We start from the raw sequence: 25,508 nt of genomic DNA on the forward strand, positions 1-25,508 counted from the left end.
TGTCCAAGACGGAAATACCAATGAAATGTCTCTAAGCATTCCGTTTCTAATCAGCTGGCTTTCACAGGTAATGACACTGGAGCCAGGTGACATTTTGGCTACGGGTTCACCATCTGGCAGCTGCCCGATCAAGTCGGGGGATGAGGTCGTTGTTGAAGTCGAGAACATCGGTCGATTAAGTAATGATGTTCAGTAAGATTTGCCAGCATTTGAAAGTGACGGATGCCTACAAAGCTCAAACGATCGCAACCTTAATACAAGGAGTAGTTCAATTATCACGACGATGATATTATGGGTCATTCTTGTGTGATATTAATAAAGGAAAAACGGAGAGGCGTGAAACGCTTCTCTTTTTTATGCTTTTAAAAAAATATATTTTCATTTTTATGGTGTTGTAAGAACTAAAATAGTGTATGATGCATAGTATAAGATATGGTGTACGTCACATAGTATAGAGAAGAGGTGATTGGATGAGCACTTTACTGAATTCATTAACCACTGAGCTGCGCAGAGGCACTTTGACGTTAGCTGTTCTAAGTCAGCTCAAAACCCCTCAGTATGGTTACTCGCTTGTCCAGCGTTTAGAGAAGTCGGGAATTACCATTGATCAAAGTACTTTATATCCTTTGCTTCGTCGCCTGGAAAAACAAGAATTGGTCACCAGCAGCTGGGATACTTCTGAAAGTAGGCCGCGCAAGTACTATTCTTTAAGTGATTATGGGGGAGAAATATTCACTCAGTTAAAGGAAGAATGGGAAAAAACTTCTCAAGAGCTTTATATATTATTAAAAGGAGAGGGAGAAGATGGAGCTGATTGAACTTTATATTCAGGAAGTGACCCGCAGGCTGCCAGAAAAAAACCGGGAGGATATTGCGCTTGAGCTTCAATCTACAATCGGAGATATGCTTCCGGTGGATCATACGGAGCAAGACGTGAAATCCGTTCTTTTAAAATTAGGAGATCCAGTTACACTGGCAAGTCGTTATCGCGATCGGCCGATGCATCTGATTGGACCGCGTTATTTTGATGTTTATATCTGTCTGTTGAAAATGATTTTACCAATCGCTGCAGTCATTTCACTGATTGGATTAATAGGGGATAATCCTTTTCGGGATATGGGGAATACGGTTGTGGACGCAATTTTAATAATAATCGGGAAAGGGATTGCGGGTATCATCAGTACAGGTATACAAGTGTTTTTCTGGTTAACGATTTCATTTGCCATTTTAGAACGCGTGGATACTTCAAAAGACCAGTCGCCTTTAACAAAAGACTTGAAACCATGGACACCGGAAAACCTAAAAGATATTCCGAACATTTCAAAGAAAAAAGCGGTTCCTATGATTGAAATTTTTGCGAGTTTGTTAGGTCTTTCTGTCTTCGCGGCCCTTTATTTCAATGCAGCAAACCTCTTAGGAGTCTATGAAAAAAGAAATGGCAGTCTCATTTTCGTGACACCTTCTTTCAATCAAGACGTCTTGAATTCCTATTGGCTGCTGGTATCATGCGTCGTCATCATTGGGGTGCTCTTGGCGATTTATAAATTATTTTTAAGGCGATGGACCCTGAAACTAGCTTTATTTCATGCCATATACCAGCTGTTATCCACTCTGACTTTCATCATCATCATCAGTAATCCTGATTTATTGAACCCGGAATTCATTGCGTACCAAAAAACACTATTTTCAAACGATGAATGGAAAACCTCGATTTACTGGGGGCTTATACTCATCTCCATCTTTTTTGCCGTCTACGATTCCTATCAAGGCTTCCGTAAGGCAAAAATCCGTTAAGGCACAGCATCTAGCTGTGTTTTTTTGTTTGAAAGTTCCCTGAAGTGAAAAGTGAGCTGTTACAAGTCTGTAAGATTATTTCTCAAATTACAATGGAAAACAGAAAAACACCTCATATGAAATATAGTTTTTAACTAACTATACAGCATATGAGGCGATACATTTAAACCATTTTTTTATTGAACTGCATCGAACTGATTAACCTTCCAAGTGGATCCGGACTTATAAAAGGTAACTGTTCTTTTTACTGAGTCACCGTCGACTGTAGGTACAGTTAAATTGTAGGATCTAACGTTAGTTTTTTGGTAAACCAATTTAATTTTTGCTTTTCTCCACTCTAACATGCTGTCGCCGTCTCCGATTGGACGGGCTAATTTCCCTTTATGGGTAATGTAACTATATTTGTTCAGCCCTTTTTCAACTGCATTATTAGTAAATGTCTCTGCTAAGTAGGTAGTCAATTTATCTTTTGTATTAAACTCTTGGCAAAGGTATGAATACTCTGTCCCTTTATAATTGAAGGTTTTTTGTGAACATGAACGGGTTTTGTACCCATGTAATGCATTCCAAAAATGTTTGCTGGCATTATCGGCTATCTTTAATGCATTTGCGTCAGACAAATTCTGTGATGTCGTTTTTGCGGTAACCTGACCACTTAATGTGAAAAATAGAATGATAATGGATAAAAGCACACCTGAAAATTTTTTCATATTTTATCTCCCCAATCCCTATTAGGATACTTATGTAACGAAAGTTTAATTAATATTACAATTGTTACATTTATATTACAACATGATCGGCATAAGTAAAAGAGAAATCTTGTTAATTTTTTAAAAAAAATTTGATATATACATAGTTTGTTCACTTTATTCTTTTTGAATGGAGCGTTCACCCATTTGTAAGGACTTGGCTGTTACATACTTATTCCACCAACTGGCCTATTTAAAACCCAGCAGTTAATTCTTTTGCAATAACGGGACAAGTTAATTCATTATATTTTCATTAATATCAAGATATGTACAAAGAACCCGAATTTCCCGGGCAGAGCCGGAAAATAATAAGATATAAAGGTTTGACAAACTTTCTAATCCTACCGTATTATAAATTATATACTTGAATACATTCTCCAAAGGGGAGTAGCTTTTACAACAATGTCGTCATTACGGAGCTCTTTGCTCTCGGTGTTGTTGGCAGCATATTGTTGTTAGCCAGACCTTACCTATTGGTAAAGGTCTATTTATTTTTAGTAAACCTTTACCAAAATGGTAAAGGTTTTTTTGTGCAGGATAATGCAGCCCTTAGGGAAATGTATAAATATATTGGGAATAGTAGAATTACAAATAAATAAATAATTGGAGTGTATTCTTTGATACTTAGAAAATCTTTGTTACTTTTAGGGATAGGTTCTGCACAAATAGATTTAATCCTTCCGAAAAACACGTATAAATCTGGTGAATGCATAAATGGATATTTCTTGATTAAGGGTGGTACCCTTGCGCAAAGAATAAGAAGGATCGAATGTGATTTAATTATGGATACTCATTCTACCGGAATCGACGAAATCCTTAAAACGAGCACCATTTTGTCTTCAAGAGAGATAAATTCAGGGGAAAGCAATGAAATTCCTTTTAACTTTTGTCTGCCTATATTGAAGGAACCTTATAAGCGAGGGGTTTCCTATCGCCTTAAAACGAGACTAATACTGGATAAAGGGATAATAGGGAAGGATGATGACTGGATTTTAATCGATTCTGAATAAAGTGGTAATGGAGGTGGAAACATGAATATCTTGAAATTTACTGAGCTTGCTATGGATTATTTAGAAGAATTTTTATTATTGAGGCTTTTTATATTAGCTTTACTGTTATTGGCGGTTTATTATATTTTGAATAAAATGGTTGAATGGTTCTTTAAAAGGTCCAATTTTTTTGAGGAAGAAGTCGAAAAAACGATACAGGGGGTTACTCGTTCTTCTCTTAGGTACGGCATTTCCGCGCTTTTCCTTATTTATTTGATTGGACAGTTTATAGACCTAAAAGGAATTTTAGCTGGAGCTGGGATTTTAGGGGTCGTTATCGGATTTGCCGCTCAGCAAATGCTTAAGGATATCCTATTGGGATTCGTAAGGCTATCAGATAATGAATTCCGAGTGGGGAATTTTGTGACATTCAATGGGACAAGTTCTGGGACGATTGAGGAAATTGGTATCCGGTTCATGCAGATCAGGGAATGGTCAGGAAAATTACTGACAATCCCACACAGTGAAATCAGGACGATTCAAAATTTTAATAAAGGGAGAATGCGAATCATTGAACGCATTACAGTAAGTTACCAAGAAAATCCTGAAAAGGTAAAACGGCTGTTGGAAGATATATGCCTTATCTGCAATGAAAAGTATGGTGAAACACTTCTAAGGCTAGAGGATGGTACACCTGAAGAGGATTTTAGATATATTGGCATCACTGATTTAAATCCGAATCTTAAATATGTTGGTTATGAACTATGCTTAGTAGGACTTGTTAATCCTGAACATTACTTTGAAACAGCGAGAAGTGTGAGGTTTGAAATGATGACAGCTTTACATGAGCATCAAATTATAATGCCATCTGCTCATTTGCTTGTTCAGGGCAATCCTAATCATGAACGTATATTGGAGAATTGAAAAGAAAAAACACAATTGCTTGAGGTGATTCCGGGATAGGTCATGAAAAAATGATGGAGAAGATAACAGAGAGCAGAGAGCGTAACTAGCGATTAATGGTAAATAACGGATATTCAAATACTTTTTTAAAGAAAGTATTTGAACGTTGATTGGAACGTAGGGCACTCGCTTTCCGCGGGCAGTCCGCCCTCGAGGCGTTAACGGGTAGGAGGCTTGGCAGACAGTCGGCGGAAAGGGAGCGGATTTCTAAAATCAAATGGAACATTTTTTAATAAAAAACCGCAGGCAAACTCGCTTTTCTTTGAGTTTGTCTACAGTCTGGGGCTTCTTTTAAAGGAAGTCCGTTTTTTATACAATACGTCGAACAAGCCTGCCCAAAAAAATGGGTTATTTTTATGGATTTCACCTTGATTTATCAGATTAAATAGATTATTATGAAATTAACATAAAATGGAAGGGTGACCTTTAAACAATGATCATTTAATCCTATTCTTTAAGAAAAAAATGCGTGCTAAATACGAACTTTTTTCTGGATAGGATTAGTCTGTACATTAAAATACAAACAAAGAGCATTGTGTTCCGTCCATTAGGGATATTTTGCTCTGTTAATTTTGTATTGTACTGCCTCCTGTCCAGATATCTCACAGGAGGTTTTTATATTGGGGAAAAACACATCCGTAACATTGAGTAATAAGGAACCTAACATATTTAAAAATCGGGTATTCCGGGCCATTATCTTTTCAGGCTTGTTTTTACAAATAGGGATATGGGTACGGAACTTTGCAGTTTTGCTATTCGTCATGGAAAAGACAAACGGGGATGCCTTTGCCATTTCCATGATATCAGTAGCGGAATTCGCGCCCATTTTTATTTTTTCATTTATTGGAGGGACGTTTGCTGACCGCTGGAGTCCAAAAAAAACGATGGTTTGGTGTGATATATTAAGTGCAATATCCGTATTTGCTGTGCTTATCTCGCTTATCTTCGGCAGTTGGAAAATGGTATTCTTCGCTACTTTGATTTCGGCGATACTTTCTCAGTTTTCTCAGCCATCAGGCATGAAGCTATTTAAGATGCATTTGCCAGAAAGTCAAATTCAGACGGGGATGTCTGTTTATCAGACCGTCTTTGCAGTATTTATGGTTTTAGGTCCGATTCTCGGTACATTCGCCTTCCAATCATTCGGGATAAACATTTCGATTGCGATTACTGGCCTGGCGTTTTTACTTTCAGCTGGTGCACTCGCCTTTCTTCCAAAAGATCGTAAACTGAATGAAGAGACCGGAAAAACAACGATATGGCAGGAAATGAAAAGCGGAGTGAGGTATGTGTTGCGAAAAAAGGAACTAAGTTTGCTTGGTTTATGTTTTCTGGCAGCCGGGCTCGGACTTGGTTTCATTCAGCCGCTCTCTATATTCCTTGTTACAGAACAACTGGAACTGCCTAAGGAAAATCTGCAATGGTTATTTATGGTGAATGGGTTTGGCATGATTTTAGGTGGAGCCGGTGTGATGATTTTTGCCAAAAAGGTGGCACCTCAAAGATTATTAGCTTTAGGAATGCTTGTGAATGCCATAGGATTAGCGGTAATGGGGCTTTCAACAAATCTTTGGATTACACTTACAGCCGAGTTCTTTAATGGGCTAATGCTGCCTTGTATTCAGATCGGGATCAATACATTGATATTACAAAGGACCGAAGGTGAGTTCATCGGAAGGGTCAATGGAATCTTAAGCCCGTTATTCACTGGATCGATGGTGTTGACCATGAGTGCAGCAGGCGTACTGAAAGAGCAATTTTCACTCGTGGCCATATTTGAAACAGCCGCTTTCTTTTTTATTCTAGGGATGTTTTTCATTTTGCCATTGTACAATCAAAAGGCCGAAACAAAACCCCTGGAAATTCAATCGTAATTATCTTGCAGTGTGCCAACACGTAAATACAGCTATAGCCATAAGAAAAGCAGCCAATTTTGGCTGCTTTTCTTTCTTTTTTCCTTCTGACTGTTATTACAACTAACAAAATCTAGATTGACAATTATTTTTAGAGTACTGGTAAATACTAAAAATGGGCTTATTGGTACTTATGCATTTAATTTTCAAAAGTTGGTGAATAGCTTACATGAAAAAGGAGAAAAGTTAATGATCCTTAAAGACATAATGAAAGAAATAATAAACGGGGATATCCCGAAGGACGTTGAACATATATCCATCACAGGTGTAACCGATAACTCTAAAGAAATTAAAAAGGGATACCTTTTTGTTGCCGTAACCGGATATAAGTCCGATGGCCATTATTACATTAAAGATGCAATTCGTTTAGGGGCATCGGCTGTGATTGGCAATCGCGATATTAAGGGATTGGAAGTTCCTTTTTTACGAGTGGAGAACAGCCGAAAAGCATTAGGGCCCATCGCCAAAAGGTTTTATGGAGATCCCAGCAATCAAAAAAAAATGATAGGAATTACGGGCACAAATGGAAAAACCACAACTAGCTATATGCTTCAGCAAATATTAGAAGAGAAAGGGGTAACCTGTTCCGTCATTGGTACGATACATCATATTATCAATGGAAACAAAGTCGATTCCCATAATACGACTCCAGGTACCATGGAACTGAATTCCTTGCTGGCAGCCAGTCAGGACATGGTTGTCATAATGGAAGTGTCTTCACGAATTTGTATCATGACCATCTCGACTTCCACGGTACGATAAAGGATTATTTCCTGGCAAAAATTACTCCTTTTTGAAAAAATGAAACCAAATGGTCTTGCGATTATCAATGGGGATGATTTCTACTCTGCTGGAAATGGGAAGGGTATTCCAGATTGGACACTTGCTATTCAGGAGGCGTTGCAAGCAGGAAAGGAAGGGGATTGGATTATCATTACATGAAAAGGAATTGAGAGGTATGAACAAAATTTCGGACTGCCTACTATTTCTGACAAAGAAACGGTACTATATCTGCAAAATAAAGACCATGGGGATTTTATCGGTTATTTTGATCAATGGTTTTAGTCATAGGCGATTTATATGGTGATTATTAACATTGTAACTTATGAGGAATTCAGGTATTATAACAATACAAGCTGCACTGTTCGTAATGATAATAAAGTTTTAACCTTTAAGCTGTAATAGGGAGTTTTATATTGAAATAGGAATGTTATGCCTCGTCACTGACTTGGACAACAGGATTTTTTCTGCAAACACCCACTTTGAGGAGTGGTGGTTTAAAACTTTCTTACTGAATACGGCAATGGCGGCTTATATCTTTAATGTTAAAGCCGGTCTCGTTCTGAGGCCGGTTTTTTGCTGTTTTCGATAGGGATTGCATGTACCAATTATCCATATTTTTAAAATTTTCATTTTGAGCAGCCTAAAGAAATCCAATGTTGAGAACTCTCGCTTATTAAATGTTTTGGAGACATTACTCTTGCTTTGTATACCGGTTGGCATAACTTGAAGCGACGAAAGCATTGGGTTTGATTTTCGGTTCCACGCCCATGGATTCCATCCTGGCTACCATTTCTTTTACAAACTCACTGGTTTTGTTCCGCTTCCCAATCCCGATATCAATGTGCCCTTCCATTGTGAACGTTGCCCCTTGATATACGGCAGGCAGTACAATATCGATTAACTGATTTTTTCTTTCTTCCGTAAACAGTGATACGATCTCCTCTGTTAACGACAATTCTTGGGAAATTCGTTCATGTAAATGCAGCATCCTTCTAGGAATCATCACTTTTCTTATACAACCCCATACACCATTTCCGACCTGCCGTATCACGATGCCTGTAATGAAAACCGTATGTTTTTTATGTACTTGCGAATCGGTACCGACCATTAATCGAAAGTCACCGGAAGGATTTAATTTCATGAACTCAACAATATGAACAAATACCTCTTCAAATGACATGTCTTTTTTCTGAAGGTTTTGAAATGGAATGTTGTGAAATGGATATTGCCTCATATTATCGCACCCAACCTTTCCCCGGATATAATCAAATTATTAAATATCTCATGCCGCTCATAACACATCATATGAAGGAGGTCCTTGTTTCGTGCGGTGGGAAGAACCCGCAACCAATAGAAAATGCAGTCATTATTTAAAGTTGATCTCGCTGAATAGATATCACCTCCAGTTTTAATTCTTCTATTTTAAACAAAAAAGACTTTAAATAAGGAGTTCTAGCATAATGTTAAATCAAAGTTGATTGGAGCGGGTGTTCGAGACTCCTGCTTAGGAAAGCGCGTCAAAGGGAGACCTCGCAGGCGCAATGGCGCCGAGGGCGGACCGCCCGCGGAAAGCGAGTGCCTGGAGTGGAAATTAACGGACAAATTAAACTGTAAACAAACTCAATCATAGTCGGGTTTATCTACAGTCTGGAAGAGAAGCTAAAGCATTAGGTTTCTCTTTTTTTGTAAGGAGAATATTACGAAAAAGCTTATTGGCTTTTGTATATCCCCTTCCATAACTGAAAAGTTAAACTTTACATCACCTAAGTAAACCACAATATCATTCAATTTATATAAGAAAAAGGAAATGAAATTATTAAATTTTGAGCAATAACTCCTTTAAAGTATACACATTTAATAACTTACAAAAAAAGTGTGTGATGTTTTCTTACATAAACAAAGAAATCTTGCTTTTATAAGAGTAAAATAAACAAATATTCAATTAATAAAGTATTGGAGAGATGAAAAATGAAAATATCTGAATTGAAAAAAAGCGGTCATGCTCCGTCATTATTAGCTTCATTCCTTTATTTTGATATCAGTTTTATGATTTGGGTATTATTAGGTGCACTCGGTGTCTATATTACAAAGGATTTCGGACTTTCCCCAGCTGAAAAAGGCTTGATTGTAGCTATTCCGATTTTGGGAGGCTCGTTTTTTCGAATCGTCCTTGGTTTTTTGACTGACCGCATCGGCCCGCGGAAAACAGCGATCGGCGGGATGCTTGTTACGATGATTCCGCTTTTTTGGGGATGGTTATTCGGAGAAAGTTTAGCCGAGCTCTATTTAATTGGGATTTTGCTCGGAGTGGCAGGTGCAAGTTTTGCTGCAGCACTTCCTATGGCTAGTCGCTGGTATCCCCCCCATTTGCAGGGTCTAGCGATGGGCATTGCGGGAGCCGGTAACAGCGGAACTCTTTTTGCGACATTGTTTGGACCGCGTATTGCAGAGTCTCTTGGCTGGCATAATGTTATGGGATTAGCTTTGATTCCTTTAACCGTCGTGTTCGTCATTTATATTTTAATCGCAAAAGACGCACCATCTCAACCGCCTGCAAAACCGCTCAAGGAATATTTCAACGTATTTAAAATAACGGACACTTGGTATTTCTGTATTCTTTACAGTGTAACATTTGGGGGCTTTGTCGGGTTTACTAGCTTTTTAAGCATCTTTTTTGTTGATGAGTATGGGTTAACACGAATAAGGGCAGGGGAATTTGTTACATTATGTGTCATCGCCGGAAGTTTCTTTCGTCCTGTCGGAGGATTTATTGCCGATAAAATAGGTGGAGTTAAACTGCTTATGTTTTTATTCGTTGGACTCACAATATGTATGTTTGGGATTAGTTTTCTTTATTCTCTTACTGTCGTTACGATTCTACTGTTCATCGGAATGCTATTTCTCGGTATGGGCAACGGGGCTGTTTTTCAATTAGTTCCACAGCGATTCTCTAAAGAAATTGGTTTTATCACAGGAATTGTAGGAGCTGCCGGAGGTGTTGGCGGATTCTTGGTTCCAAACATACTAGGTACGTTGAAACAGATTACTGGGACATATGCTACTGGATTTTTAGTATTTTCCGCAGTTGGAATCTTGGCTTTGCTTATCCTGGGCCTAGCTCAGCTTTCATGGAAAAAAACGTGGGTACTCGGAAAAAATTCAGTTAAGATCTAGATCTTTGTTTACTGGCTATATTGGCTTGTTACAGTACTTGTTCGGGGGGATAAAATGTATAAACAAAAACTGGTTTTAGTAGGGAACGGTATGGCGGGATTACGCTGCGTTGAGTCAATTATAAGTAAGGATCCGACTGCATTTGAGATTACTATTTTCGGTAGCGAACCACACGTTAACTATAACCGAATCTTATTGTCGACTGTGCTTCAAGGCAACACTTCATTTGAAGATATTGCGATAAATGATAGGAGCTGGTATACGAAGAATAGTATCCAATTGTTTACAGGGGAAACGGTTGTGAAAATTGATAAAGAGTCTCGGAAGATAAAAACAGACAAAGAACGGGAAGTTTACTACGATAAGCTGATAATTGCCACGGGTTCTATCCCATTTATTCTTCCTGTTACCGGTGTTGATAAAGAAGGAGTCATTGCATTTCGGACGATTGAAGATTGCCAAAAGATGATTGAAACTTCGCGCAAACATAAAAAAGCAGTCGTCATCGGAGGCGGTTTATTAGGATTAGAAGCAGCGAGAGGGCTGTTAAACCTTGGTATGGAAGTGAATGTCGTTCATATTGCTGACCATTTAATGGAAAGACAGCTTGATTCAACGGCATCACTTTTGCTGCAAAGAGAGTTGGAAAACCAGGGAATGAACTTTCTTTTAAAAAAGGAAACACAGGAGATAATCGGTAACGAGCGTGTAGAGCGCGTCCGTTTTAAAGATGGAACGGAGGTGGAAGCAGATTTAGTCGTTATGGCTGCGGGAGTCAGACCGAATATTCAGTTGGCTAAAGACAGCGGAATTGATACAAATCGTGCCATTATTGTAAACGACTATTTAGAAACCAGCATCCCAAATATTTATGCGGTTGGTGAATGTGTTGAACATCACGGAATTGTTTATGGACTGGTGAAACCCCTATATGAACAAGGTGAAGTGCTGGCAAAGCATATTTGTGAGATGAAATGCAACGGATACCAAGGTTCGGTCCTTTCCACCCAGTTGAAAATATCAGGAGTTGAATTATTCTCTGTTGGGGATTTCCTTGGTGATGAAACAACGAAATCAATCACAACTTTTGATGAATTAGATGGTGTGTATAAAAAGGTGGTTTTTCAAGGAAGAAAAATCATAGGTGCTGTTCTGTATGGAGATACAAACGTCAGTTCACGATTACTCGATATGATTTTAAAGCGGCAAGAAGTATCGTCAGAAGAAAAGCATGTACTGTTCCAATCACCTAGTACGGCTGAGGGATTAATCGCTTCTATGGCAAATCATGAAATCATTTGCAATTGTAATGCTGTTTCAAAGGGGGCAATCATTGGAGCGGTTCAAAATAAGGGATTAACAACCGTGGAACAAGTTAAACAATGCACAAAGGCTTCAGGTTCTTGCGGTGGATGTAAGCCAGCAGTGACCGAGCTTTTGGCATATATTCAAGGTAATCTTTCCGATCAGGCTAATGAACAAACTGCAATGTGTTCATGTACGACATTAACGGAAGATGAAGTCGTGTATAAAATGCAGCTCCAAGATTTAACATCCGTCCAAGAAACGATGGATGTTCTTGGATGGGAAAATACAGGAGGTTGTTCAACATGCCAGCCAGCCCTGAGCTATTATTTAGGGATGATTCATCCAGAGTACGAGATCAGACAGCAAACTCTTTTCATAAACGAACAAAAGAATGCAACAGTTCAAAGTGATAACCGATACTCTGTTATCCCGCAAATGTACGGCGGGATGACGAATGCGAAAGACTTGCGAAAAATTGCAAATGTTGCAGATAAATATGATATATCCCAGGTGGCTGTAACAAGTGAACAAAGGATTCATTTAATGGGTGTGAAAAAAGAAGATCTCCCAGGTGTGTGGGCTGATTTAGACATGCCGTTAAGTTCGAAATATGGTAACACCGTTCAAAACGTCAAAACATGTATCGGTGAACATGTTTGTTCTTGTGATAAAAAGCAATCCCTTTTACTTGCTGTAGATTTGGAAAAAAGATTGGAGCATGTAACAACACCTTACCGGATAAAGATGGGCATATCTGCTTGTATGCATAACGGTGCAGGATCAACAACGAAAGATATAGGTGTTATGGGCATTGACAGGGGCTGGGAAATATATGTGGGCGGAAGCAGCGGGCGTACTGTACGTGCCGGTGAACTGTTATGTGTAGCTGGGACAAATGAAGAAGCAATTGAAATCATCATCGGCTTTATTCAATATTATCGGGAAACAGCCAATTATTTAGAACGGACTTGGCAATGGATTGAACGAGTGGGTTTAATTCATGTTAGAGAAGTATTGTTTGATAATGAACTTAGTCAGCAACTATCTCAACGATTGGAAATGGCTTAGGTCAGAGAACGAAGTGGAAAGTACCTTTTGATGCACGTCTAAAACTAACGGGTAATTGTTATCTATAGAAATCCATGAGTAAAGGGTGAGGAGCCTTGACCGAATTATTATTAAAGTATTTTCGAACGAAGCAACAAGAGGTCCAATCAGAGAAACGCTATGATACACAATGTCCATTTTGCAGCATGCAATGTAAGATGCAGCTGTTGGAACAAAAAATAGTGACAAGAAAAAAGTATATGACGATTGGAAAAGATAATCCAACCTCAGAGGGGCGCTTATGTATTAAAGGAATGAATGCACACCAACATGCTCTGCATAAAGATCGAATTAAATACCCATTATTTAAAAAAAATGGTGAATTTGTTCGAATAACATGGGAGGAAGCATTAAACCACATTAAGGAGAATTTCACTAAGATTCAAGCAGAAGATGGTGTAAATGCATTATCTGTTTATGGGAGTGCATCCATTTCAAATGAAGAAGCATATTTGCTTGGGAAATTTGCCAGAGTAGCATTAAAAACAAAATATATAGATTATAATGGCCGTTTGTGCATGTCCGCAGCTGCTTCGGCAGCAAGCCAAACGTTTGGTATGGACAGAGGCCTAACCAACAGCTTATCAGAGGTTCCGTTCACAAAGTGCATTATCTTGGCAGGCACGAATATTGCGGAATGTCAGCCGACAATCATGCCGTACTTTGAGAAAGCGAAACAAAATGGTGCATATATCATTGCTGTAGATCCACGAGAAACAACAACAACGAAAATGGCCGACTTACATCTAAAAGTAAAACCAGGGATGGATGCCGCCTTGGCAAACGGATTATTGAAAGTGATTATTGAAAAGGATTTTATTGATGAAGCATTTATCCGGGAACGTGCAAATGGCTATAACGAAGTTAAAGAGTATGTTACATCTTTACAGTTAGAGGAAATTGCCGAAATGACAGGGGTTCCTAGCGACCAAATTCAAAAAGCGGCTGTAATGTTCGGGAAAGAAGAATCAGGAATGATTTTTACAGCAAGGGGCGTTGAGCAGCAAACTGATGGTTCTGCCACTGTTCGTAATTTTCTTAATATTCTTATTGTTACAGGAAAAATCGGAAAAGTGAATTCGGGCTATGGAGCTATTACTGGACAGGGGAATGGGCAGGGAGCAAGAGAGCATGGCCAAAAAGCAGACCAGCTGCCGGGATATCGCATGATTGAAAATGAGGAACACAGATTACATATTGCAAGAATATGGGGAATCGATGAGGCTGATTTGCCACGTAAAGGCGTATCAGCATACGAAATGATAGAGAAGATAAATGAAGGTGAAATTACCGGCATGTTTTTAATGTGTTCCAATCCAATTGTTTCAAATCCCAATGCTAACTTTGTCAAAAAGGCATTGGAAAAATTAAAGTTTCTTGTCGCAGTGGATATGTTCGTATCTGAAACTGCTAGAATGGCTGATTTGATTTTACCTACTTCGTCTTATTTAGAGGATGAAGGAACGATGACAAATTTAGAAGGACGGGTAACGTTGCGGGAAGCAAGTTTTTTGTCGCCTGGGGAAGTGAAGCATGATTGGCAAATCATTTGTGATATAGCAAAAGCTCTGGGAAAAGGGGAGTATTTTCCCTTTCAATCTGCAAATGAGATTTTCGAAGAATTAAGAGTGGCAAGCCGTGGGGGAACCGCTGATTATTATGGTATAACGTATGATCGATTAAGAAAAGAAGGAGGCATTTTGTGGCCATGCCCAACCATTGACCATAAAGGGACAAAAAGGTTATTCGAATCGTCTTTTGCCCACTCGGATGGAAAGGCGGCAATGGTTGTGGTTAATAATGTGCCTCTTGTTCCAAAAGAACAGCCATGTACGGATTTCCCACTTTATTTAACAACTGGAAGAATCATGTCACATTATTTAACAGGAGTACAAACGAGAAAAAGCTCATCATTATCCGCCAGAAATTTTGAATCATATATGGAAATCCATCCAGAAACAGCCAAGAAATATCATATTCCAGACAATACTTTGGTGAAAATTGAATCAAGGCGCGGAAGTATTGTTGTAAGAAGCAAATGGTCAGCAACCATTCGCCATGATACTATATTCGTTCCTTTTCATTGGGCAGACTCACAAAATGTCAACCGCCTCGTTTCACAGGAATTAGATCCTGCATGTAAAATGCCTGGCTTTAAAGTCAGTGCTGTAAAAGTACATCCTATAGTAGAGTTAACGTCTAATTAAAGGGAGGTTTTCTTCCCTTTCATCATAACTTTTTTAGGTTCAATAAGGGTAAGCCTAACCACATAGCATTCCATATCAAATGGATTTTACATGACTAACAACAAAAGGGGAAAAAGGATGAAAAAAGGTAAGGTCTATATTGTTGGTGCTGGACCAGGTGATCCGGACTTAATTACTGTCAAGGCAACCAAATGCCTCGCGGAAGCGGATGTCATCTTGTATGATCGATTGGTTAATCGTGAATTGCTTTTATATGGTAAACCTGAAGCTGAATACATTTATTGCGGTAAAGCGCCTGGTAAACATTGTGTCTCTCAAGAGGACATTCATAAATTGTTAATTAGTAAATCAATAGAAGGAAAAACGATCGTTCGTCTAAAAGGGGGAGATCCTTTCATCTTTGGACGAGGGGGCGAGGAAGCAGAAGTGCTAGTTAAGCACGGAATTCAGTTTGATATTGTTCCTGGAATCACGTCCGGAATCGCTGCTCCAGCTTATGCTGGAATTCCCGTGACTCACAGGGAATGGGGGAGTTCCTTCGCAATTGTCACAGGACACGGCGTGACCGGCAAGCCTGATAACATCAACTGGCATCATTTGGCACATGGTGTTGATACCATTGCTATTTATATGGGTATTAAAAACCTGCCATATATCTGTAAACAACTACGTTCCTGCGGAAAGAAGGCTGAAACTGCTGTTGCTGTCATTGAACAAGGAACGACAGGTTTTCAACGAACTTTTACAGGAACAATCGATTCAATAGTGGCGATTGTTACAAGAGAGCAGGTTGCCAATCCCGCCATGATTATAATAGGAGAAGTGGTGAATTTATCTGAGAAATTATCATGGTTTTCAGAGAAGACAAAAGATAAGGAGTTCGCTTAGAAGAGGAATGACTAAGTTAGAAAACTTTTATTGTAATGAAAATGGAAAACTGGACATGAAAGTCATCATGTCCAGTTTAAAAATGTTAACAGTTATTTTAAAAGTGCAAGGTGAAAATATTATCGAAGACTGAAATATGGACATTGAATTAATAGTTCCGGATTCTTAGCGGAAATCAATTACGCAGGCCAAAGTGAGCATTTAATTGGCCCTGCAGCATTTTTTTTCGCATTTTTTCCTGTTCAATTTTTCTGTTCTCTTTTAATTTTTCCTGTCTAATTTCATTAGTTTGCACTCCATCCTCTATTTTATCGGCGATTTCCACTAGTGCCTTGACGTCGGAAAAAGAGTATTTACGGTTACCACCTTTAGACCTTTCGGGGAAAACGAGTTTTCTTTCTTCATAATACCGAATTTGTCTATCTGATAGTCCGGTTAATTCTCTGACCACTCCGATGGAAATTACTTTTCTGTCAATATAAGATTCTTTTTGCTGGACGATGAAAATCACCTCATTTTGGATTTATGCTAGATCAATAAGGATATTATATCCTAATTTTCTGAATATTTGTAATAAAAACTAACATTAATTATTGATTTTCAAAAATCATGTAAGATTATATAACATACTTGTTGTTATAAATAGTGACCTCACCTATAATCAAACACATAATCCTTTCAAAAAAATCTTATTGGAGGACAAAACATGACTAAGCAGAAATTGGCACTCATTGGGAATGGTATGGCAGGTGTAAGATGTGTAGAAGAAATTTTGAAAATTCAACCGGAAAGGTTTGAGGTGACTGTCTTCGGAAGTGAGCCACATCCGAATTATGATCGAATCCAACTATCGAATGTATTGCAAGGGGCTACGACGATAGATGATATTACAATAAATGATTGGAACTGGTACAAAGAGAATAATATTACACTTTTTTCAGGTGAAACGGTCACGAACATCGACACCGCAAAGCAAATCATATACTCAGACACAAATCGAGCAGTTGAATATGATCAATTAATTTTAGCAACCGGGTCAATCCCTTTCATTCTACCGATAAAGGGTGCTGATAAAAAAGGAGTGACAGCCTTTCGAAATATTGAAGATTGCGAAAAAATGATTGAATATTCAAAAAGTTATAAAAAGGCAGCAGTCATTGGCGGAGGATTACTGGGTCTTGAAGCGGCCAGGGGTCTTTTAAATCTAGGTATGCAGGTAGATGTTATTCACCTTTCGGAATATTTGATGGATAGGCAGTTAGATCCAACAGCAGGAAAAATGCTGCAAAGGGAACTAGAAAGCCAGGGAATGAATTTTTATCTCGGGAAACAAACGCAGGAGGTTTTAGGTGAGTTTGATGTTAAAGGATTACGCTTTAGTGATGGAGAGGAAATCAGCGCCGATTTAGTGGTCATGGCAGTTGGGATTAAGCCCAATGTTCAATTGGCCAATGATTGCGGCATCCCTGTCAATCGTGGAATTATCGTGGACGATTATATGAAGACAGGAATCCCAAATATTTATTCGGTCGGTGAATGTGCGGAACACCGTGAGATGGTGTATGGTTTGGTCGCTCCCCTTTATGAACAAGGCAAAGTATTAGCCAAAAAGATTTGCGGGCTGGAAGGCAAATCTTACGAGGGTTCAGTGCTGTCTACTAAGTTAAAAGTATCTGGTGTTGATGTATTTTCGGCTGGGGAAATTTTCGAGGATGAACAAGCTAAATCAATCAAAGAATTTAATGAATGGAATGGTACTTACAAAAAAGTAATGATTCGAAATGGGAAAATTTCTGGTGCGGTATTATTCGGGGATACAAAGGAAAGCAATAACCTATTGAGCATGATCAATAAAAATGCCGACGTTTCCGAATATCTAAAAGTTGGAACAAGTGAACCTAGTGTCAGTCTTGTCACTTCGATGTCACATGAAGAAATCGTCTGTGGTTGTAATGGTGTAACGAAGGGCGATATTGTGACGGCTATCGAATCTCAAGGGTTAACAAGTATTGAGGAAGTAAAAGGCTGCACAAGTGCTTCGAGATCATGCGGGGGGTGTAAGCCGTTAGTCGGTGATATTCTCGAGCTGACATTGGGCGCTGATTTCAGTAAGTCAAATCAGAAGGAATCCATATGCACATGCACTACTTTATCCAGAGATGAGGTTGTTGCTGAAATACGCGAAAAAAACCTGACCCATACTCGAGAAGTAATGAATGTTCTCGGCTGGAATACAAGTGATGGATGCTCGAAGTGTAAACCGGCACTGAACTATTACTTAGGCATGATTCATCCTGTTGAATATGAGGACGAAAAAGAATCCCGCTATGTCAATGAAAGACTACATGCAAATATTCAAAAGGATGGTACATTTTCCGTTGTGCCAAGAATGTATGGGGGCGTCACTAATCCCGATCAATTACGGAAAATAGCAAATGTTGCCGATAAGTATAATGTTAAGTTACTTAAGGTTACAGGCGGGCAAAGAATAGATATGTTCGGCGTTGAAAAAGAAGACCTTCCAAGTGTATGGGCCGACTTGGATATGCCTTCCGGATATGCTTATGGAAAAACCCTTCGAACTGTGAAAACATGCGTAGGGGAAAACTTTTGCCGCTTTGGCACCCAAGATTCAATTGGGCTTGGCATTGCCCTGGAGAAGAAATTTGAACGTGTAGGCACACCGCATAAGGTTAAGATGGCCGTGTCGGCTTGTCCTCGTAATTGTGCTGAATCCGGTATCAAAGATCTTGGTGTTGTCGGTGTGGACGGTGCATGGGAAATTTATATTGGCGGCAACGGCGGAACCCATTTAAGAGCTGCTGAATTATTGTGCAAAGTGAAAACAGGTGATGAGGTAATTGAAATCGCAGGTGCATACCTCCAACATTATCGGGAGACTGCCAATTATTTAGAAAGAACGTCTGTCTGGGTTGAGCGTGTAGGGTTCGATACCATTAAGACCATTATTGGTGATAAGCAAAAAAGGGTTGAGCTTAATCAACGTTTAGATGAGGCCATTTCGGTATTGCAAGAACCGTGGAAAGAAATCATTGAGAGCAATGCGATCCAAACCGGTTTATTTCAAAAAGTGAAAATTCCAGCTATATCAAATAAATGAATATGGGGGAAGCCTACATGGGGAAGACTCTTCAAAAAATAAAGGTTTCAACAGTAAATGAGATGCCAAAAAACCTAGGGAAAACAGTAACCATAGGCTCTCATGAAATTGCTCTTTTTCATTTAGCAAATGGTGAATTCCGAGCTATTGAAAATCGTTGCCCACATAAAGGTGGAGTTCTGGTGGAAGGCATTGTGAGTGGTGATCACGTCTTTTGCCCGATGCATGACTGGAAAATCAGTGTCAAGAATGGAGAAGTCCAAAAACCTGATAATGGTTGCGTAAAGACATTCAATGTTGAAATAGAAGATGGTAAAGTTTATATTGTTTTATAAAAATGTAGAAAACCCGCTGCTCTGGATAGTCTCTTATGGGACTATCCATTTTTTCTTTTAATAAACTAAATTACCATGACGAAATAATTGATAAATATTTCCAAAACAAATATAATTTCCAGTAAAGGAGTGCCTTAATAAAACGAAAAGAGACTTCAATGATAAACAAATGAATAAAGTTATTGGGGAAAGGTTGGCGTTCTTATGAACAAATTATCTGTTGGTGTTTTTACCTTTATGCTGTATTTTGTTCCTTTATCAAGTACTTCACCTGGATCAGCAGAAGTAAAACCAGATTACAAGCTTTATGTAATGGCCCCATTGGGTGAAATAACAGATTGGGAGGCATTTGAAGCAGAGCTGACCCAGTTGAAGGAAAATGGAGTTTATGCAATAACGACAGATATCTGGTGGGGATTAGTCGAGAGTAAAAAAGATAATCAGTTTGATTGGACTTATTATAAAAAATATGGGGAAACAGTGAAAGCTTCCGGTTTAAAATGGGTGCCCATTTTGTCTACACATCAATGCGGCGGTAATGTGGGGGATGATTGTAACTATCCCATCCCGAGTTGGCTCTGGAATAAAGACACTGCCGAAAACATGGCTTTCAAGAGTGAAAGTGGTTTCTGGAATAAGGAGGTACTTGCTCCTTGGTGGGAAGGTACAGCTGATCAATACAACGAATTGTACAAATCATTTGCAGAGAACTTTGCTGATCAGAAAGGTCTAATAGCTAAAATATATTTAAGTGCAGGACCAGCTGGGGAACTTAGATATCCCTCATACCAGAATGCTGATGGCTGGAATTATCCTGAAAGGGGACAGCTTCAAGTTTATACAGAAGGAGCGAAACGGGATTTCAGGCTTACCATGAGAGAAAAATATTCAACGATAAAAAAATTAAATGCTGCTTGGGGCAAAACGTATAAAAACTGGAATGAGATACAGCCGCCAGGAAACGGGGATGAATTTTTCACCAGGGGCGGAGCAATCGATACACAATTTGGATATGACTTTATGCAGTGGTATCAAGGAGCACTCGAAAAGCATCTAGCAAAAATCTCTAAATTCGCCCATAAACATTTTGATAAAGTCTTTGGCGTGCCAATTGGAGCTAAAATCTCAGGAGTCCATTGGAAAATGAATGATCCAGTACTGCCGCATTCAGCAGAGTATAGTGCCGGCTACTATAACTACTCCAAATTATTGGATCAATTTAAGAAATCGAATATGGCCCTCACGTTCACCTGTTTGGAAATGGGAGATCAAGAAGCACATACTGCTCCATCCTATAGCGCTCCAAAAACATTGGTGACCCATATTGCCTCTTTAACTAATGAAAAAGGAATTTCTTTAAACGGGGAAAACGCACTCCCGCTGATCAATAATGAAGGGGGCTATGACAATATAGCAGAAATGGTTTTTAACCATGGTTTTGAGGGATTTACCTTGCTAAGGATGTCCTATTTATTCGACGATGAAGGAAATCCAACAAATGAGTTCAGGATGATGGCTGATAAATTGGAAGGCATGTCGATTCCAGTTACATTCACAGTTGAAAATGTACCTCCCACACATGGAGTTTACTTAATTGGGGATAGAGGAGAAATTGGCAGGTGGAATCCTGTAGATTACGAATATAAACTCACTCAAAGCACAGATGGCAGCTGGAGTGGAACATTCCGTTTAGCCGCAAATCGATTTTATGAATTCAAGTTTGTCCTGAAAGATGAAAATGGCAATATTATTTGGCAAGATGGGGAAAATAATAGTTATAAAACTCCTTTGAATGGAAAAGGAAACTATAAAACTTCATGGTAGATGGATATATATGGCAATTAGGAAAGCGACGTTCAAAACCTCGCTTTCCGCCCTCGGTTTTTGCGCCTGTGGGTTCTCAATTGGACGCGCTTTTCCCGCGCGAGTATCGAACATTCGTTCTAATCAACTTTGTATTAAAATTTAGATGGAAACCCTTTTGTCGACAAAAGGAGGTTCGGAATGCTCTCACAACCATGATTCTAAAGGAAAACTTAATATCCTTCTGTTTTTTTACTTCTTTATATGCATGAATCCCTGAATAGATTTAAGAAATTTGCGACACTCCTGCCGAATAACTGGCTAGCTGAGACCCCACAGACGCTTTGCTTTGATGAGGCTTGGCAGACAGTCGGCGGAAAGGGAGCGGATTTCTGAAATCATCCGGAATATTTTTTTGAGGTTTTAAAACCCTGAAGAGTTAAAGTTCAAATTTTACAGCATGACTAACTAAGTAGGACTTGTGGGAAGAATATTAGGAATGGAAAGTCATCACAAGTTAGGGTCATAGTATAACTCCTGAAGTCAAGTATTCTGTAAATTTGCGATGGCCGCAATATTGGGGGCAATATTATTTTAAGACTTAAATGATCTGGACTTACATTAAATAAACATGTGGACTAATTTTTGAACTAAACGACAAGTAAGGAGGAATGGAAATAAATGAAGACAGTGATTACATGGACTGGGGAAATGGCCCTTTCTGGCACAACTCCGTCGGGACATGAAATAAAGATGGATGCTGCCGAAGATGTAGGAGGAAAAAATAGCGGAGCAAGACCTACTGAGTTACTTTTGCATTCTCTTGCCGGGTGCACAGGCATTGATATTGTAATGATTTTAGAAAAGATGCGATTTGAAACAAAAGCCTTTCAAATAGAAATAGAAGGGGCACGATCAGAGAATCACCCTAAGCGGTTTACCGATTTTCAAATCCACTATTTATTGGAGGGTGATCTTCCTGAAGATAAAGTGGTCCGTGCGATTCAATTATCCAAAAATACGTACTGTTCAGTATATCACTCATTAAATGCCAACATTAAAATCAGCTATTCGATAAATGGTGTTAAAGGAAAACAAGACTTATAATGTTTTAGTTAAGGGACTATCATTTAACAGAAAGTTGTATTACATCCATATAAGAAAAACAGCCTTCATTTTCTAAGCAAATGGAGGCTGTTTTGGACTGAAATGAACATCCTTGTTTTATGGATAATCATTTCTAAACCTAAGAAAAAAATCCCTCTTGATGTTAATCCAAGCCGTATTCTTAAGAAAAAATCATCCTATAATTTGTTTTTCAGGTAACAGAACTCCATTTTCCGGTAGGAAAGGGTTTATTTAGTCAGCAAGTAATCAAACTGTAATCGTTTGTCATTGGAATGCCCTTGATGTTAGGCGTTTATCCATATAAACTTTAGATACATTTGAGGAGTGGTTAAGTTGAAAGAGATAACAATTGACAAATTAAATTTTAAAGATCATTTATCGATGATTGAACAATATTCATTGAAAGATTTCATGTTTAAATGGCTCGGCAGCCCAGAAGAAGGATTGGATGATCTTCTTCCGCTTACATACACAGATCAAGTTTTTGCAAAAATGGAAACGACATTGGATACAAAAATAAAGATCAACGGAGAAGAAACCTTCAGATATGTCACCATTACTGAAGATAATCAAATTGTAATAGGGGGCTTGGACTCGAATCAAGAGTTAAAGTTTAGAATTGTGTCCCTGGAGGAGCGTTTGAAAAGCTACTAAAGCTTTAGGCTTTGCATTGTATACTTTTTAGATTGAATCATATTTTCAGATAAATAAATTAAGACCGTTCCTGTTTATTAAAGGAACGGTCTTTTTATTTTTTTCATCACGTTAAGAACAGTGTCAATACCATATAAGATTTTGATCTGTACCCGAAAGTAAAATGAAATTCATACCTTTTGCCAGTTGAGCGAGTAATTCTATAAACTTGTAATATTTTTTTGGATTAATTTAACAAAATATAAACGATTATTGATTTGTCTTAGTGTATTATAAAGTAATGAAGACAATTAAAACACTTGGGGGGAATTAAGATGAGCAAGTTTTTGGCTAGTTCAATAAAAACGCTTTTGAAAGAAACGTTTGAAGGACCGGGAAATGAAGGGAGCTATTATACTGAATCGAAACCGAATACCGGGGTTTTTGGTACACTTGATGGTTTAACCGCAGAAGATGCTTCACGTTCCATAAATGGATCAACCATTGCTGCTCATTCTGACCACATACGGTATTATTTGTGGGTGATCCGAACAATGATCAGTGGTGCAGACTTCGAGAAAGATTGGGACGCAAGCTGGACCATTCATCATGTTGATGAGGTGAAATGGGCGGAAATCAGGGAGGGATTACATAAAGAATATGTAACTCTTTTCGAAGAAATCGACACAATCGATTTAGGAAAATGGCTGACAAATGTAAATGCGACCATTGCCCACTCGGCTTATCATCTTGGAGCATTACGGCAAATGTTAAAAAGCATTGAAATAGAAAAATAATTTACAATATTAAGGGTTTGTAAAATGATTGGAGCGATTTGCACCTGTGGGGTCTCCTTTGGACGCCTTTTCCCGCGGGAGTCTCATACACCCGTTCCAATCAACTTTGTTAAGTAATTAGATTAAATGGTCCCATCCCGAAGCATGATTTTGAAACAAGCCCAGGAAGTCCTTAATGTTTTTTCCTGTAATCCTTATTGGGGTTGAAGAAATTTGCGACACTTCGGCCGAAGAACTGGCTATCCAAGACCCCAGAGAAGCTTACGGCGAGGAGGCTTGGCAGACAGTCTGCGGAAAGGAAGCGGATTTCTGGAAACAAGCTGGAACTTTTTTGAGGGTTTGTAAAATCTATTTTCATATACTTAATGAAGTCATTATTCATTCATACATATCACGCCGTTATTCTTTGCCACTTCAATTCCTGCAGCCTGTCGTTTGCTTATTTTTTTATGTTCTTGCTCAGCCACATATGAAAGCAGAGTTAAAAATTGGTCCTCCAATAACTTTTCAGTATCACCCCATACCTCTGGATTTCCTACTATCAAAAAGTGCCTCATTTTCAAGTATCACAATATCTGCGTTCAAATCTCAAGTAATGTACTTCCATACTCGAATGATTCCATCATAATCTATACCCTAAAATCTTTTCCACTTTGCTTATCAATTTAGATATTTCTTTCTTTAATTCCAAGATCACGAAATTTTTTAAGCTGCCGTTCTGGATTTTGATCTTTTGCCGAAACACGAGCATATCCAATTTCAAAATGGCAACTAACAATATTGGCTGTTTATGTAAAAACGTTAGTTTATGAAGAAAGGTTCTTTAACTAATGGGGAAGCTTAATTGTAAAAGGATCTAATAAGTTTGAAGCCTAATCTATTGAACAAATAATAAAGAAGGAATCTCTAAGCTTGATGATGGGAGAATAAAACAAATACTGTGATGTCAATAATAAAATTGACATGACACCAATTAGTGTCATATAATAAAAGACACTAATTAGTGTCCTATTAAAGGGGGGGTGATTTTGAACGAGAAAAATCAAGAGCGTGATATTTATATAGCCATCGCTGACCCAACAAGACGTAAATTGCTACGTTTGTTGGCGGACGTGGAAGAATTGCCACTCAATGGGATGACCGTTCATTTTGAAATGGGTCGTACTGCGGTTTCAAAGCATTTGGCAATCCTTAAGGAGGCTGGTCTCGTAATCAGCAGAAAGGTCGGCAGGGAAACGCGTTATCGGCTGAATGCTGCCCCGTTGAAAGAAATTGAGGATTGGGTATCGTTTTACAAGAGATTCTGGAGTGAAAGAATGTTACTTTTAAACCAAATATTACAGGAGGAACAAAAAATGACTTTAACAGTATCACAAGATTTTAATTTTAAGAGCCCGATCGAGAAGGTATGGCTCGCCTTAACAGATGCAAATACTCTTGCAAAATGGGTAATGGCTAATGATTTTAAACCTGTCATCGGGCATAAATTTCAGTTTCGGAATGAACAGTGGAATTTAATTATTGATTCCGAAGTTCTTGAAATGGAGGAGCCTTATAAGTTATCTTACACTTGGGTAGGTGGCGGGATAAACACTACAGTCACATGGACATTAAAGCACGAGGATGGAACAACCTACTTACATCTTGAACAAACAGGATTCGAAAAAGAAGATCAAGCGTTCAATGGTGCGAAATTTGGTTGGGCGAGAATGGGCGAAGATCTAAAAAACGTGTTAGAGGAAATGTAAGATCAAACTTCCGAACTTGTTTTTTAGTATTTAGCTAACATATAGGAAAAAGCAAACTGCTCGGAAAG

At 38.6% G+C, this 25,508-nt stretch carries 23 protein-coding genes, 1 other RNA gene and 3 pseudogenes; 23 read left to right on the forward strand and 4 right to left on the reverse strand.

Annotated features, from left to right (window positions below; translation table 11 throughout):
• From J7J00_RS16660 to J7J00_RS16670, 3 genes are all read left to right on the forward strand, one after another.
• Positions 1–196, forward strand: a 196-nt coding sequence (locus tag J7J00_RS16660) for a fumarylacetoacetate hydrolase family protein (RefSeq protein ID WP_214792371.1), incomplete at its 5' end; no start/stop codon positions are given.
• Between the two features lie 274 nt (positions 197–470).
• Positions 471–818, forward strand: a complete 348-nt coding sequence (locus J7J00_RS16665) for a PadR family transcriptional regulator (RefSeq protein ID WP_034306796.1) — start codon at positions 471–473, stop codon at positions 816–818.
• A complete protein-coding gene (locus tag J7J00_RS16670) occupies positions 805–1,794 on the forward strand; it encodes a hypothetical protein (protein ID WP_214792374.1) in 990 nt (329 codons plus the stop codon). The genes J7J00_RS16665 and J7J00_RS16670 overlap by 14 nt, the downstream gene beginning before the upstream one ends.
• A 176-nt stretch (positions 1,795–1,970) precedes the next feature.
• Here J7J00_RS16670 and J7J00_RS16675 read toward each other — a convergent pair whose 3' ends face one another.
• Positions 1,971–2,504: an IseA DL-endopeptidase inhibitor family protein gene (locus J7J00_RS16675; RefSeq protein ID WP_214792378.1), complete on the reverse strand. Its 534-nt coding sequence runs from the start codon at positions 2,502–2,504 to the stop codon at positions 1,971–1,973.
• A gap of 656 nt (positions 2,505–3,160) precedes the next feature.
• On the opposite strand from J7J00_RS16675, the gene J7J00_RS16680 reads away from it, so the two are divergent.
• The 6 genes and pseudogenes from J7J00_RS16680 to ssrS all read left to right on the forward strand — a co-directional run bounded on the left by J7J00_RS16680 (position 3,161) and on the right by ssrS (position 7,725).
• Complete coding sequence (locus J7J00_RS16680) at positions 3,161–3,553, forward strand: sporulation protein (RefSeq protein WP_286201412.1); 393 nt, start codon at positions 3,161–3,163, stop codon at positions 3,551–3,553.
• A gap of 21 nt (positions 3,554–3,574) precedes the next feature.
• Positions 3,575–4,456, forward strand: coding sequence for a mechanosensitive ion channel family protein (locus J7J00_RS16685; RefSeq protein WP_214792381.1), 882 nt, complete (start codon positions 3,575–3,577; stop codon positions 4,454–4,456).
• Between the two features lie 659 nt (positions 4,457–5,115).
• Positions 5,116–6,369, forward strand: coding sequence for an MFS transporter (locus tag J7J00_RS16690; protein ID WP_214792384.1), 1,254 nt, complete (start codon positions 5,116–5,118; stop codon positions 6,367–6,369).
• Between the two features lie 246 nt (positions 6,370–6,615).
• Positions 6,616–7,205: pseudogene (locus J7J00_RS16695) on the forward strand (Mur ligase family protein).
• Positions 7,206–7,209: 4 nt separating this feature from the next.
• Positions 7,210–7,350, forward strand: a complete 141-nt coding sequence (locus J7J00_RS16700; protein WP_214792390.1) for a hypothetical protein — start codon at positions 7,210–7,212, stop codon at positions 7,348–7,350.
• 188 nt (positions 7,351–7,538) lie between these two features.
• Positions 7,539–7,725, forward strand: a non-coding RNA gene (gene ssrS, locus J7J00_RS16705) — 6S RNA.
• A 157-nt stretch (positions 7,726–7,882) separates the two neighbouring features.
• On the opposite strand, the gene J7J00_RS16710 is transcribed toward ssrS, so the two are convergent.
• Positions 7,883–8,425, reverse strand: a complete 543-nt coding sequence (locus J7J00_RS16710) for a ribonuclease H-like YkuK family protein (protein WP_214792393.1) — start codon at positions 8,423–8,425, stop codon at positions 7,883–7,885.
• A gap of 734 nt (positions 8,426–9,159) precedes the next feature.
• Between J7J00_RS16710 and J7J00_RS16715 the strand changes: the two genes are divergently transcribed.
• The 5 genes from J7J00_RS16715 (at position 9,160) to J7J00_RS28155 (ending at position 16,008) form a co-directional block, all read left to right on the forward strand.
• A complete protein-coding gene (locus tag J7J00_RS16715) occupies positions 9,160–10,365 on the forward strand; it encodes a nitrate/nitrite transporter (protein WP_214792396.1) in 1,206 nt (401 codons plus the stop codon).
• 54 nt (positions 10,366–10,419) lie between these two features.
• The gene (nirB, locus tag J7J00_RS16720) at positions 10,420–12,741 is read left to right on the forward strand and encodes a nitrite reductase large subunit NirB (RefSeq protein WP_214792398.1); all 2,322 of its coding nucleotides are present in this window, start codon (positions 10,420–10,422) and stop codon (positions 12,739–12,741) included.
• A 95-nt stretch (positions 12,742–12,836) separates the two neighbouring features.
• Entirely contained in the window at positions 12,837–14,987 is a 2,151-nt protein-coding gene (nasC, locus tag J7J00_RS16725) for an assimilatory nitrate reductase catalytic subunit NasC (RefSeq protein ID WP_214792401.1), read from the forward strand.
• 117 nt (positions 14,988–15,104) lie between these two features.
• Complete coding sequence (gene cobA / locus J7J00_RS16730) at positions 15,105–15,875, forward strand: uroporphyrinogen-III C-methyltransferase (protein ID WP_214792405.1); 771 nt, start codon at positions 15,105–15,107, stop codon at positions 15,873–15,875.
• Between the two features lie 7 nt (positions 15,876–15,882).
• Positions 15,883–16,008, forward strand: a complete 126-nt coding sequence (locus tag J7J00_RS28155) for a hypothetical protein (protein ID WP_286201413.1) — start codon at positions 15,883–15,885, stop codon at positions 16,006–16,008.
• Between the two features lie 42 nt (positions 16,009–16,050).
• Here J7J00_RS28155 and J7J00_RS16735 read toward each other — a convergent pair whose 3' ends face one another.
• Entirely contained in the window at positions 16,051–16,377 is a 327-nt protein-coding gene (locus J7J00_RS16735; RefSeq protein WP_063233904.1) for a MerR family transcriptional regulator, read from the reverse strand.
• A 204-nt stretch (positions 16,378–16,581) separates the two neighbouring features.
• Between J7J00_RS16735 and nirB (J7J00_RS16740) the strand changes: the two genes are divergently transcribed.
• The 7 genes from nirB (J7J00_RS16740) (at position 16,582) to J7J00_RS16765 (ending at position 23,692) form a co-directional block, all read left to right on the forward strand.
• Positions 16,582–18,996, forward strand: a complete 2,415-nt coding sequence (gene nirB, locus J7J00_RS16740) for a nitrite reductase large subunit NirB (protein ID WP_214792408.1) — start codon at positions 16,582–16,584, stop codon at positions 18,994–18,996.
• Positions 18,997–19,013: 17 nt separating this feature from the next.
• Positions 19,014–19,331 carry a nitrite reductase small subunit NirD gene (gene nirD / locus J7J00_RS16745; protein WP_214792411.1) on the forward strand — a complete coding sequence of 106 codons (318 nt, stop codon included), beginning with the start codon at positions 19,014–19,016 and terminating at the stop codon, positions 19,329–19,331.
• A 204-nt stretch (positions 19,332–19,535) separates the two neighbouring features.
• Positions 19,536–21,155, forward strand: coding sequence for a family 14 glycosylhydrolase (locus J7J00_RS16750; protein ID WP_286201414.1), 1,620 nt, complete (start codon positions 19,536–19,538; stop codon positions 21,153–21,155).
• A 243-nt stretch (positions 21,156–21,398) separates the two neighbouring features.
• Positions 21,399–21,530 carry a hypothetical protein gene (locus J7J00_RS28160; protein WP_286201415.1) on the forward strand — a complete coding sequence of 44 codons (132 nt, stop codon included), beginning with the start codon at positions 21,399–21,401 and terminating at the stop codon, positions 21,528–21,530.
• Between the two features lie 285 nt (positions 21,531–21,815).
• Positions 21,816–22,241: an OsmC family protein gene (locus J7J00_RS16755; protein WP_214792414.1), complete on the forward strand. Its 426-nt coding sequence runs from the start codon at positions 21,816–21,818 to the stop codon at positions 22,239–22,241.
• A gap of 354 nt (positions 22,242–22,595) precedes the next feature.
• Positions 22,596–22,916, forward strand: coding sequence for a hypothetical protein (locus J7J00_RS16760; RefSeq protein WP_214792417.1), 321 nt, complete (start codon positions 22,596–22,598; stop codon positions 22,914–22,916).
• Positions 22,917–23,230: 314 nt separating this feature from the next.
• Positions 23,231–23,692, forward strand: a complete 462-nt coding sequence (locus tag J7J00_RS16765) for a hypothetical protein (RefSeq protein WP_214792421.1) — start codon at positions 23,231–23,233, stop codon at positions 23,690–23,692.
• A gap of 395 nt (positions 23,693–24,087) precedes the next feature.
• Here the strand turns inward: J7J00_RS16765 and J7J00_RS16770 are convergent.
• Positions 24,088–24,471: pseudogene (locus J7J00_RS16770) on the reverse strand (recombinase family protein); the annotation flags it as partial.
• A gap of 243 nt (positions 24,472–24,714) precedes the next feature.
• On the opposite strand from J7J00_RS16770, the pseudogene J7J00_RS28165 reads away from it, so the two are divergent.
• A pseudogene (locus J7J00_RS28165) lies at positions 24,715–24,954 on the forward strand (ArsR/SmtB family transcription factor); the annotation flags it as partial.
• A gap of 93 nt (positions 24,955–25,047) precedes the next feature.
• Entirely contained in the window at positions 25,048–25,440 is a 393-nt protein-coding gene (locus J7J00_RS28170) for an SRPBCC family protein (protein ID WP_286201420.1), read from the forward strand.
• Positions 25,441–25,508 lie beyond the last annotated feature (68 nt).

This window comes from Bacillus sp. ISL-4, from assembly GCF_018613275.1.
Classification (GTDB): domain Bacteria; phylum Bacillota; class Bacilli; order Bacillales; family DSM-1321; genus Peribacillus; species Peribacillus simplex_E.

Coding starts and splice junctions, on each gene's coding strand:
- J7J00_RS16715 (WP_214792396.1), top strand. CDS start 9,160: ATGAAAATATCTGAATTGAAAAAAAGCGGTCATGCTCCGTCATTATTA.
- J7J00_RS28170 (WP_286201420.1), top strand. CDS start 25,048: ATGACTTTAACAGTATCACAAGATTTTAATTTTAAGAGCCCGATCGAG.
- nirB (WP_214792398.1), top strand. CDS start 10,420: ATGTATAAACAAAAACTGGTTTTAGTAGGGAACGGTATGGCGGGATTA.
- J7J00_RS16665 (WP_034306796.1), top strand. CDS start 471: ATGAGCACTTTACTGAATTCATTAACCACTGAGCTGCGCAGAGGCACT.
- J7J00_RS16700 (WP_214792390.1), top strand. CDS start 7,210: ATGAAACCAAATGGTCTTGCGATTATCAATGGGGATGATTTCTACTCT.
- J7J00_RS16710 (WP_214792393.1), bottom strand. CDS start 8,425: ATGAGGCAATATCCATTTCACAACATTCCATTTCAAAACCTTCAGAAA.
- nirD (WP_214792411.1), top strand. CDS start 19,014: ATGGGGAAGACTCTTCAAAAAATAAAGGTTTCAACAGTAAATGAGATG.
- J7J00_RS16685 (WP_214792381.1), top strand. CDS start 3,575: ATGAATATCTTGAAATTTACTGAGCTTGCTATGGATTATTTAGAAGAA.
- J7J00_RS16670 (WP_214792374.1), top strand. CDS start 805: ATGGAGCTGATTGAACTTTATATTCAGGAAGTGACCCGCAGGCTGCCA.
- J7J00_RS16765 (WP_214792421.1), top strand. CDS start 23,231: ATGAGCAAGTTTTTGGCTAGTTCAATAAAAACGCTTTTGAAAGAAACG.
- J7J00_RS16750 (WP_286201414.1), top strand. CDS start 19,536: ATGAACAAATTATCTGTTGGTGTTTTTACCTTTATGCTGTATTTTGTT.
- cobA (WP_214792405.1), top strand. CDS start 15,105: ATGAAAAAAGGTAAGGTCTATATTGTTGGTGCTGGACCAGGTGATCCG.
- J7J00_RS28160 (WP_286201415.1), top strand. CDS start 21,399: ATGCATGAATCCCTGAATAGATTTAAGAAATTTGCGACACTCCTGCCG.
- J7J00_RS28155 (WP_286201413.1), top strand. CDS start 15,883: ATGACTAAGTTAGAAAACTTTTATTGTAATGAAAATGGAAAACTGGAC.
- J7J00_RS16755 (WP_214792414.1), top strand. CDS start 21,816: ATGAAGACAGTGATTACATGGACTGGGGAAATGGCCCTTTCTGGCACA.
- J7J00_RS16675 (WP_214792378.1), bottom strand. CDS start 2,504: ATGAAAAAATTTTCAGGTGTGCTTTTATCCATTATCATTCTATTTTTC.
- nirB (WP_214792408.1), top strand. CDS start 16,582: ATGACTAAGCAGAAATTGGCACTCATTGGGAATGGTATGGCAGGTGTA.